Here is a 10,558-nt window from a genome sequence, read left to right on the forward strand (position 1 = left end):
ATGTACAGAGCGTTTTCAAATCTCACAAGCTTTTTTGAATCTTTTTTTGAAAATATTTCTCAATCCAAATTCTTAAATCCTGTCAGTCTATCAGTGAACCTCTGCGTTGTTGCGGGTGCAAAAGTACCACCTTTATTTACATTTACAAGCCTTTTCTTTATATAATTTCAATCTTTTTTAAACCTTTTTCTTAACTCACTGATAACGGATATTTTACAGATACACTTTTTTCAACACCTTGTAGGGTTTTTCGCCATACTGTTGTCCTTTTGGTGATTTATCGTCTTTTTCAAGTCTCGCTTTTATGGGGTTTTTAGCTTTTGAACGCTTTTTCTGCGGATGTTTTATGGATTTGAATGCTTGCTCTTTCTTAATTTATCCTGAAAACAGTTGTCCTAAACCCCGTAGTTCCGATCCCCAAGCCTCGGAGACGGGAGGAAATCCTTTTGTTTGGTCTTCAAAACAAAAGATTGGAGCCGATAGCGGGAAGCAGATCCTTATTTAAACCAACCGGGGTCTTCAAAAATGTTGCTACTATATATAGTAGTATAAACTATACTTATATATTAGGTATCAAAAAAAACAACCCGACAGGTTTTGAAAACCTGACGGGTTGTTATGAGAATAATGTGTTTCTATTTATTTAATCAAAACGAATAGCTTTGACAGGAGATATTTTGGTAATTATATACGATGGAATTAATAATACCAAAAAACAAACTGTTATCGTAAGCAAATTAAGCAATAGAACATAAACCCAATTGATATAAACCGGAGCCTGATTAACGTAATAGTTTTCGGGATTGAGCTGAATGATCCCGAATTGCTGCTGAATTAGCAATAACGAAATTCCAATTAGATTTCCCCAAAAGAGTCCTCTCAAAATCAGGTAAAATGCATTATATAAAAATATCTTTCTAACAGTCCAGTTATTTGCCCCTAATGCTTTCAAAATTCCAATCATTTGTGTACGCTCTAAAATAAGAACTAATAAAGCTACTACCATATTTATAGTGGCTACCAAAATCATTACTGCGAGAATAACAATAATATTAAAATCAAAAAGCTGAAGCCAGTCAAAAATATAGCTATATTTTTCTATTATAGTCTTACTATCCAAACCGGATGAAGTTTGCTCATAAATTTGATTCCCCGTTGATTTGATGTTATCAAAGTCTTTCACAAAAACTTCAAATGCACCAACCTGATCAGGACTCCATTTGTTGATACGTTGTATATGACGAATATCTCCTATTATATAAGTAGCATCAAAATCCTGAAAACCCGAATTAAAAATTCCTGTGATTTTGAAACGACGGCTATTTGGCATTTTTCCTTGTTCTTCTTTAACAAAAAAGGTATTGAAATTATCGCCAATTTTCAGATTAAGCCTATTGGCCAGAAATCTGGAAATTATAACTTCTTCATTCAGGCTTTTGGAAAAATCAGGTAATTTCCCTTCAACCAAATACTCTTTAATATTATCCCAATCATAATCTAATCCTACCCCTTTAAAAATTATCCCTTCAAAGGCATTCTCAGTTCTGATAATTCCAGCCTTACTTGCGATAGCCTGAATATGACTAACCTCAGGAACTGATTTAAAATTGGGATAGAAATCCTGATTTTTAGAAATCGGAACAAGGGTTACCTCAGAATTGTTGTTATCATAATTAGAAATAATAACCTGGCCGTTAAAAGCGGAAACTTTTTCGCGTATTTTTTGCTGCAAACCAATTCCGGTTGCAACTGAAACCAACATCATAATAATACCTATAGCTATAGCCGAAATTGCAATTTTTATAATTGGAGCTGAAATACTGCTTTTAAAATCTCTGGCAGTAATAAGTCTTTTGGCTATAAAATATTCTAAATTCAAATTTGGAGTCTTATATTAATATTTAGTTTTCCTAAGATTCAAAAATACAGCTAAAAAAGCAATAATATTTGTTATTAAAACATTTTGCTGTTTTTTAAATCCCTAAAGCGGCATTTTCCTTTTCATTTCTTCTACAATATTGTACGCAGCTGGACAGATCGCAACATTCTTAAGTGTCAGATCTGAAATCTGATGAAACTTTTTACGGTCTGTATGCGGAAACTCTCTACATGCTTTTGGCCGAACATCGTAAATCATACAATAATTTTCATTATCTAAAAAAGTACACGGAACACTTTTTAAAACATAATCTTTGTCTTCGTCAATTCTTAAATATTGATCGATAAACTGTTGTGGCTTTTGTCTAAATGATTTTGAAATTCTTTCAATATCTGCCAATGTAAACAAAGGCCCGGTTGTTTTACAACAATTGGCACATTCTAAACAGTCTGTTCGCTTGAATTCCCTATCATGCAATTCCTGCATGACATAATCTAAGTTCTTTGGCTGTTTCTTTTTAAGCTTATCAAAATACTTTTTATTTTCGATATGCTTATCTTTGGCTAACTTATTTAAGTTATTTAAAATTTGTTTCAAGTTTAAAATTTAAAGTTGATGTGCAAAATTAAACAACTTTCAACTTGAAACCCTAAACTTTGAACTAAATTACGATGAAAGATCTTTTTGGAAAAGCAATGTATGATTTTCAGACCAATAATTCTCCTGAGGATATTATTACCGAAACGTCCATTTCGGAAGAAGACGAAATGAGTGTTGATTATCTATTCCGTTCTTATAATGAAATGCCTAAAATTGAACAAAAGGCATTGCAACTGGCAAACGGAAAAGTGCTGGATGTAGGATGTGGGGCCGGAAGCCATAGTTTGTCATTACAAAATGATCGCAATTTGGAAGTAACTTCTATAGACATCTCCACTCATGCAATAGAAACCTGCAGGCTACGCGGCGTAAAAAATGCTAAAGTTCAAAATATCCTGGATTTTGAAGGGGAGAAATTCGATTCCATTCTTTTATTAATGAATGGTGTTGGTATTTTTGGAAAATTGGAGAATTGCAATAAATATTTATCAAAACTAAAATCACTATTGAATCCCGGAGGTCAAATTTTATTAGACAGTTCTGATATTATTTATATGTTTGACGAAGATGAAGATGGCGGAAAATGGATTCCATCCCACAATGATTATTACGGTGAGCTGGTTTTTAATATTTCCTATAAAGGAGAAAAGGAAGAACCTTTTAACTGGTTATATTTAGATTACAACACACTTCAGAACGCTGCCATTTCAAATGGTTTAAAATGTGAACTTGTCACAGAAGGAGAACATTTCGATTATTTGGCAAGACTTTCAATATAATACCTGAAAACTTATGGAAGAGTCAAACATAGAAAGATTAAAATATCCTATTGGAAAATTTGTTACTCCATCTGAATATTCAACGAAATATATTTTAGAAAAAATTACAGAAATTGAATTGTTTCCTGAAAAATTAAAAGCTGAAACAATTCACCTCTCAAATGAAGAACTTGACACACCATATCGCCCGGGCGGATGGACGGTAAGGCAAGTAATTCATCATTGCGCAGAAAGTCATATGAATTGTTTTATCAGATTAAAGTGGGCACTTACTGAAAACAACCCTGTAATAAAAGCTTACGATGAAAACTTATGGGCTCAACTACCCGATAACGTAAAAATGCCGATTCATCCAACATTAAGTTTATTAGAAGGCCTACACTCAAGATTAGCCTTTATCATGAAAAGTTTATCTACTGAAGAACTTGAAAGAAGTTTTATTCATCCGGAAAGTAATTCGGAATATAGGCTAAAAGAAATTATTGGACTCTATGCGTGGCACAGCAATCATCATTTAGCACATATTACAACTCTAAAAAAACAGAAAAACTGGAAATAAGCCAGAAATATTCTTTCTTTCAATACTATCACAACAAAAAAATCTCTTCAAATGAAGAGATTTTTTTGTTTACTTAAGGTATATTTAAATATTTATGCGTCTGCAATGAAACTCTCCATTTTGGATTATTCATAACATAATCAACAATCAACGGAGTCATTTCTTCTTTTTTGCTCCACTCAGGCTGAAGAAATAAAATTGCATTATTATTTACAAGTTCGGCCTGTTCTTCTGCAAAAATAAAATCATGCTTGTTGTGAATTATAACTTTTAACTCATGTGCGTTATCGTATACGGTTTGAGTCGGTAATTTGTTCTTTTTCGGAGAAAGGCAAATCCAGTCCCAGGTTCCGGATAATGGATATGCACCGGAAGTTTCAATATGAACTTTTAAATTTTTATCTTTTAATTGTTGTGTCAACAAAGTCATGTCCCATGATAATGGTTCACCACCAGTAATTACAATAGTATTGGCATAGCTTGCAGCATTTTTTACAATTAGATCAATACTGGTTGGAGGATGTAATTCTGCATTCCAGCTTTCTTTTACATCACACCAATGACAACCTACATCGCAACCCCCTATTCGTATAAAGTAAGCAGCTGTTCCTGTATGAAAACCTTCTCCCTGAATCGTGTAAAACTCTTCCATTAAAGGCAACATAGCACCTTTATTCACTTCCAATTGTATTTCTTTTGATAACATTCTTTTATTTTAAAGTGCAAAGATAGTCATTTAAATATGGAACATAAAAAAACCGATAGTTCAAAGAAACTATCGGTTTTATATTTAATATAAAAACTTAATTATTTTAAAGCTTTAACAGATTGTGCAGCGTAAGTATTTGCAGGATCTAAAACTAAAGTTTTGTTGAAGTATTCAATTGCTTTAGCTTTATCCGTATTAGCATAACTTGCACCAATACTATTGTAAGCTTCAACTATTTTTTTAACTGTAGCTGGTTTAGCTAATTCTTCAGCACCTTTAGCCGTTATGTTAGTAACATATGTTTCATAGTTTTTGATAATCTGATCGTCTTTTGACAACAAATTATTAATTCTTCCTTTATATAAGTAAGCTTCATCATAAGTAGGAGAAGCTACCAGAACTCTGTCAAAAGCAGCATCAGCTTTTCCTAAAGCAGCAATAACATCAGGAGCAGTTGCAGTTTTGTTCACATTTGCATAATAAAGTGAAATACCATAGTAAACATTGTCTGTCAAATAGTTTTTTGATTCTGTATTAGCAGAACTCAACTCATAAAGCGCAGCAGCTTGTGCAAATTGTTTTTTTCCAAACAATTCTTTACCAAAATCACCAAGATCTTCAACTACTAAAGGCTCCAAAGCCACAGCTTTCTTAACTTCAGCCATACCCGCATCAAAAGCAGCAGGATCTACAACACCTTGTGCATCAGTTCCTTTTTTAATTTTAGCAAGACCTAAGTATAAATAATCTCTCGCTATTATTTTATTAGACGGGACTTTAACATAATCATCTAATGATTTGATAGCTACATCATAATTTCCATTCTCATAAGCCGAATAACCTAAGTATCTGTAAATTCTTGGATTCACTTTATCCAATTCGATCATTTTGTTAGCTTCTGTTTCAAGGGCCTTATAATCTTTAACCAGGATAAGGAAATCTGCATGACGCATTCTTGAGTTTAGAGAATAATCTGTAAGACTTAAGTATTTCTCATAATTTGTAATTGCTTTTTGCAAATTAACAGTAGATGTAGAAGGTTTGTTTCTTGCCCACTTATAATAAGTCTCTGCAAGTTCTCTGTAAACAGGACCATAATTAGCATCCAAAGCAATAACTTCATCAAAAGCTTTGATTGCTTCTTCATAAGATTTTGCTCCTTTTAATAAAACACCTAATTGCATTTTAGCTCTTAATAAAGTTTTATCAGCTGTAAAAGCATCACGATAAGCTTTATATGCATCATTTTGGTTATTTGCTCCATAATAAGCATCTCCAATTGCTAAAAGAGCTGTAGCATTTTGTGGCTCAATTGCAAGAGCTTTTTGCAAACTGGTAATAGCGCTTTTATAGTCAGGATTTACAGAATTCATGTATGCTCTACCAATATAGATGAACTCGTTTACATCTTTCTTTCTAATATCCTTTGTAGCCAGACCAAAATTAGCCTGAGCTGCTGCTGTATTTTTATTATCAAGATCAATTTGACCTAACCCAATATAATTCAAGTGCTTTTTATCAGCTGCCTCAATTCCATTTAAGTAATAAATTTTAGCAGAATCAACAATCGCCTGATTTAGATAAACGTTACCTAAAACAAAATTAGCCTCGCCATCTGATGGCTTTGCTTTAATTATTGATTTCAGCAAAGATTTAGCTTTTTCAAATTGTTCAGCATCTATTGCTTTTTTAGCTTGGTTGATGTCCTGCGCTTTTGCAACAGAAACTGAAGCAACTAAGGCAAAACTAAAAATTTTAAATTTATTCATCTTTTATAGTAATTAATTTATTCTTTATCATTTATAATTTTACTTCTAATTTTAAGCTTCCTGCCTGGAGTTTTCACAGGCAATAGTCCAGATTTTAAAACTATTCGCTGCCCAATCTCCCCGGCAATGAATGAAGCAAACCCCATTCCTAATCCGGTATATCCCTGACAATTTATAATAAACAAATCACGTGCCAAAGGATATTTTAATTCGGCAAGATCATTTTGTGTTGGATAATAATACTTATCATCTTTTAACCCTTTAACGCCTAAAATATTAACTTTATTCACCAGATCAACCATATTTGGAGATGGCTGTGATAACCAATTTACACCGATTATACCAATCATACCATCATTTTCTGAAACGAATTTAATAACTTCATCATTCGTTTTAAATGAAAAAACACCTTCAGTCGGAATGTTATTAACCTTCGCCAAATCCTTCATGTAGCGTACCGTACTTGAGTTTGGGTTGTCAAAAACTAATCCTTTAATCTTACCGTCAGGTTTTCCCTGAATAAAATCAATTACAGATTTTAACGCAATTAACGTGTCATTATTGTTTTTATTTGAAATCAACGCTATGGCATCTTTAGCAAACGGAGTAACTCTGGGATTTATTTTACTCTTATCAAATCTGCTCTTCTCTTCTTGTGTTAAATCTCTTGTTGTAACCACTACTTTCGCTTTCTGATTTAGCAAATCATTTATAAGTTCAGCTTCAGATTTGGGTTTAATAGAAATTTTAGCATCATAGTAAGTACCTTCAAAAACAGCAATCTGGTCTTCTACAATTGGCTTTACAGTTTCATCAACCGTTATATCCAGAGATCCCTTTAATATTGTTTCTTCTCCAGAATCATTCTTGCTTTTTTGGTTACACATGGCAAACAAAAAAACAAAAGCGATCACTCCAAAAACTTTACTATACTTTAACATATTACTATTCTACATTTGAATTAATTAATCTCAAAAATCGGATTGCTGAATACACAATCAATAATCCTCCAAAAGCATATCTATATTTCGGCTCCATATCTAGTGGGAGTTTTTTCCAAAACATAATCATTAAACCAAGCACAAGATATATTAAAAAAAACAGTATTCCTAAAACAAGAAGAAATCGCTCTTTGAGCGATTTCTTCTGAATATTATTAAGCCTATCTTTTAACATTATTCTGCAGATTGAATAGTAATAGGCAGAGAGTAAAGTACTCTAACTTTTTTACCATTTTGCTCGCCAGGAGTCCATTTTGGACATTTTTTAAGAACACGAATTGCTTCTGCTCCTGTACCGTAACCGATATCCCTTAAAACTTTAATGTCGGTTAATGAACCGTCTTTTTCAACTACAAAAGTAACATAAACTTTACCTTTTAAACCTTCTTCTTCCGGAGTCTTATAATTGTTTCCTACGAATTTGTAGAATTTCTCAATTCCTCCAGGGAAATCTGGTTTTACTTCGATACCAGCTGTGTTATACACGTTGTTATCTTCTTCAACTACTGCTGCAACCGGACCAGTTCCAACTGGTTCGTCTATAGTAATTTTAGCATTTGGATCACCTTTGATAGTTTCAGAACCAACTTTTTTATCTTTAAGTTCTTCAATTTTTGGTGGCTCCTCAGTTACTTCTTCTGCTTTTGCCACTACTGGCTTCACAAACTTCACCTGATCCTGTTTTGGAGGTGGCGGAGGTGGTGGAGGTGTATTTGGCTTTACCTCTTCTTTTTTCGGAGGTAATTTTGCAGTAATGATCTTAATATTGTTATCTACCACTTCTTCATTAGAATCTGGTAAAAAACTTGCAATAAGAGGTGCTGCAACCGCAAAGCTAAAGATAATAGAACCAATGATAAGCGCTTTTACAGTAGTCTTACCGTTTGATTTTCTTAGCTCATATGCACCATATATCTTATTACGTCCTTCGAATACGATATCAAGCCACTGATTTTTTATAATATCTAATTTCATTTTTCTTGATTATTAGGTTATTCACCAATAGATTGCTCTTATTTTGGCTCTAACAATTTAGTTTCTTCAGGAGAAACATCATTTACAATAGCGTATGATCCAGTTTTTCCAACTCCCACAATAGCCATTTCATCTAAAATATCAACTAAATTTCTGTATGTAGATTTTTTAGTTGGTTTGATGATAACTATCATACCGTCTTTAGGTTTTCCTTTAGCCGCAGAATATTCAAGAACTAATTTTCCTCTAGTCATCAATTCTCTTCGAATTCCATCTTTACCGTAAGTAAAATCTTTTGGTGCTCCTCCAGCAACTGGTGCTTCCAATCGACCAACGTAACGCACTAACTTATTGTTTTCCCCTAAAAGAACAGTCATCGTACGATTTTCATCAACTTTGATATCAATATTATCGTCCTTCTTATCGTCTTTATCTGGTAAAGATAAATCCATCGATTGAGGTTTTGACAACGATGTGGTTAACATAAAGAATGTGATCAATAAGAATGCCAAATCCACCATTGCCGTTAAATCGACTTTTGAATTTTGCTTTTTACTTCTTACTTTGCCACCTTTTCCGCCACCACCGTCGCCGGTATTTAATTCAGCCATTTTAGTGTATCTTTTTTAATTAAAAGTCTTTTCCTCTCATACCTGTAACTAAGTTAAAGGAATTGATTTTTTGATCTTGCAAAATATCCATAATCTTTTTAATTTCAGGATATTCTTCTTTAGCATCTCCTTTAATTGCAATCTGCAATTCTTTAGATTCACCACTAAGATCAAGTGTTGCTCTTCTAGCAACTAAAAGCCAGTCTTTTAATTGATTATCTAAAGAATCCGTTGGAATTCCAGGTTGATTTGCTTTGGTTCTGTCAGCCGCTTTCATATCAATGATTTGCTTTAAGCTTGCCAATGGAACACCGAAGTCATCCATTAATGCAAATTTAGCCTGATCTTCTTCTGAAAAATTAACGCCTAATTTAGCGCCCATTCCTTCAAGAGTTTTTTTACGAAGATCTCTTCCTTTGATATCAAAAAATATCTTAGTCTTTCCATCACTACCCTTACCTACTGTAATAATAGCCAAATCTGTATCTGGCAATTTACTTTGTACAGTAGAAGAAGGCGTATCAACAGGTAAAGCTTCAGGTACTTTAGCAGTAGCGGTTAAGATAAAGAACGTAAGCAAAAGGAACGCAACATCACACATGGCAGTCATATCTGTCGATGTTGACTTCTTTTTCATTTTTATTTTAGCCATTATCTTTTATTTTATTTTGATGTTATAATTAATTGTAATTATTAATAATCAAAAATTAATTATTGTTTCAAACTTCCTCTGAATCTTCTGTAAGTATTTACAATTGTAGTACCAGCCTCATCGATTGAGTAAGTTAAATCATCAATTTTAGCTGTAAAGAAGTTATAAGAGATAATTGCTAAAACTGAAGTAGAGATACCTGTTGCAGTGTTGATAAGTGCCTCAGAAATACCTGTTGCAAGAGCAGCCTGGTCTGGAGTTCCAGCAGAAGCTAACGCACCAAACGCTTTAATCATACCTGATACAGTTCCTAATAATCCTCCTAAAGTTCCTAATGATACTAAAGTAGAGATAATTGTCATGTTTTTTTCTAACATTGGCATTTCTAATGAAGTTGCCTCTTCGATTTCTTTGTGGATTACTTCTGCAGCTTCTTCACTGTTGAAACCTTCTTTTTTAACGTCTTGATATTTAATCAAAGCAGATTTAATTGCATTTGCAACAGAACCTTGTTGTTTGTCACAAGAAGCGATTGCAGCTTCGATGTTTCCTTCTTTGATACTGGCCTGAACGTTTTGCATGAATTTATCTAAATTAGCTTTTCCAGCTGCTTTACCGATAACAATATATCTTTCAATTGAAAACACAACAACCATTAAGAACATACCTAATAACGCTGGTACGATGAAACCTCCTTTATATACCATCCCTAAAGTATTGATTGGGTGACCTGTTTCAGGATTTCCACCTTCAAAGTTAGCAGGAGAACCCATAACGAATTTCCAAATTAAAAACCCAACTAAGATACACGCTACAATTATGATTCCAGTAATCATTCCTCCTCCATTTGAAGTGCTCTCTTTTTTAACTTTAACGTTTGCCATTTTTTTAAATTTTAATAGTTTTAAATAATTTTATTTTTTAGTTATATTTAACTTGTAGAGGAGCAAATTTATACGTTTAGTTTAAATAAAAAAACTTTTTTTAATTTTATTGAAGGAAATTTAACGTCAATTTAAAAAAT

General features: G+C 33.0%; 12 protein-coding genes. 2 read left to right on the forward strand and 10 right to left on the reverse strand.

What is annotated here, in order from left to right; translation table 11 throughout:
* Nucleotides 1–643 precede the first annotated feature (643 nt).
* The gene (locus DCO46_RS21080) at nucleotides 644–1,879 is read right to left on the reverse strand and encodes an ABC transporter permease (RefSeq protein WP_116754452.1); all 1,236 of its coding nucleotides are present in this window, start codon (nucleotides 1,877–1,879) and stop codon (nucleotides 644–646) included.
* A gap of 102 nt (nucleotides 1,880–1,981) precedes the next feature.
* Nucleotides 1,982–2,476 carry a YkgJ family cysteine cluster protein gene (locus tag DCO46_RS21085; protein ID WP_116754453.1) on the reverse strand — a complete coding sequence of 165 codons (495 nt, stop codon included), beginning with the start codon at nucleotides 2,474–2,476 and terminating at the stop codon, nucleotides 1,982–1,984.
* Nucleotides 2,477–2,550: 74 nt separating this feature from the next.
* Between DCO46_RS21085 and DCO46_RS21090 the strand changes: the two genes are divergently transcribed.
* Together DCO46_RS21090 and DCO46_RS21095 are read left to right on the forward strand one after the other, a co-directional pair.
* On the forward strand, nucleotides 2,551–3,258 hold the full coding sequence (locus DCO46_RS21090; protein WP_116754454.1) for a class I SAM-dependent methyltransferase: 708 nt from the start codon (nucleotides 2,551–2,553) through the stop codon (nucleotides 3,256–3,258).
* A 13-nt stretch (nucleotides 3,259–3,271) separates the two neighbouring features.
* A complete protein-coding gene (locus tag DCO46_RS21095; RefSeq protein ID WP_116754455.1) occupies nucleotides 3,272–3,817 on the forward strand; it encodes a YfiT family bacillithiol transferase in 546 nt (181 codons plus the stop codon).
* 73 nt (nucleotides 3,818–3,890) lie between these two features.
* Here the strand turns inward: DCO46_RS21095 and DCO46_RS21100 are convergent, their stop codons facing one another.
* The 8 genes from DCO46_RS21100 to DCO46_RS21135 all read right to left on the reverse strand — a co-directional run bounded on the left by DCO46_RS21100 (nucleotide 3,891) and on the right by DCO46_RS21135 (nucleotide 10,418).
* Complete coding sequence (locus tag DCO46_RS21100) at nucleotides 3,891–4,523, reverse strand: 7-carboxy-7-deazaguanine synthase QueE (RefSeq protein WP_116754456.1); 633 nt, start codon at nucleotides 4,521–4,523, stop codon at nucleotides 3,891–3,893.
* 101 nt (nucleotides 4,524–4,624) lie between these two features.
* Nucleotides 4,625–6,295 (reverse strand): tetratricopeptide repeat protein, encoded by a 1,671-nt coding sequence (locus tag DCO46_RS21105; protein WP_116754457.1) that lies wholly within the window; start codon nucleotides 6,293–6,295, stop codon nucleotides 4,625–4,627.
* A gap of 17 nt (nucleotides 6,296–6,312) precedes the next feature.
* Complete coding sequence (locus DCO46_RS21110; RefSeq protein WP_116754458.1) at nucleotides 6,313–7,236, reverse strand: PstS family phosphate ABC transporter substrate-binding protein; 924 nt, start codon at nucleotides 7,234–7,236, stop codon at nucleotides 6,313–6,315.
* Nucleotides 7,237–7,240: 4 nt separating this feature from the next.
* Nucleotides 7,241–7,471 (reverse strand): hypothetical protein, encoded by a 231-nt coding sequence (locus tag DCO46_RS23290; RefSeq protein WP_116754459.1) that lies wholly within the window; start codon nucleotides 7,469–7,471, stop codon nucleotides 7,241–7,243.
* A complete protein-coding gene (locus DCO46_RS21120) occupies nucleotides 7,471–8,271 on the reverse strand; it encodes an energy transducer TonB (RefSeq protein WP_116754460.1) in 801 nt (266 codons plus the stop codon). The genes DCO46_RS23290 and DCO46_RS21120 overlap by 1 nt, the downstream gene beginning before the upstream one ends.
* A gap of 38 nt (nucleotides 8,272–8,309) precedes the next feature.
* Nucleotides 8,310–8,882 carry an ExbD/TolR family protein gene (locus DCO46_RS21125; RefSeq protein ID WP_116754461.1) on the reverse strand — a complete coding sequence of 191 codons (573 nt, stop codon included), beginning with the start codon at nucleotides 8,880–8,882 and terminating at the stop codon, nucleotides 8,310–8,312.
* Between the two features lie 19 nt (nucleotides 8,883–8,901).
* A complete protein-coding gene (locus tag DCO46_RS21130) occupies nucleotides 8,902–9,534 on the reverse strand; it encodes an ExbD/TolR family protein (RefSeq protein WP_116754462.1) in 633 nt (210 codons plus the stop codon).
* A 59-nt stretch (nucleotides 9,535–9,593) separates the two neighbouring features.
* On the reverse strand, nucleotides 9,594–10,418 hold the full coding sequence (locus DCO46_RS21135; protein ID WP_116754463.1) for a MotA/TolQ/ExbB proton channel family protein: 825 nt from the start codon (nucleotides 10,416–10,418) through the stop codon (nucleotides 9,594–9,596).
* Nucleotides 10,419–10,558 lie beyond the last annotated feature (140 nt).

The organism is Flavobacterium sp. HTF (assembly GCF_003105115.1).
GTDB lineage: Bacteria > Bacteroidota > Bacteroidia > Flavobacteriales > Flavobacteriaceae > Flavobacterium.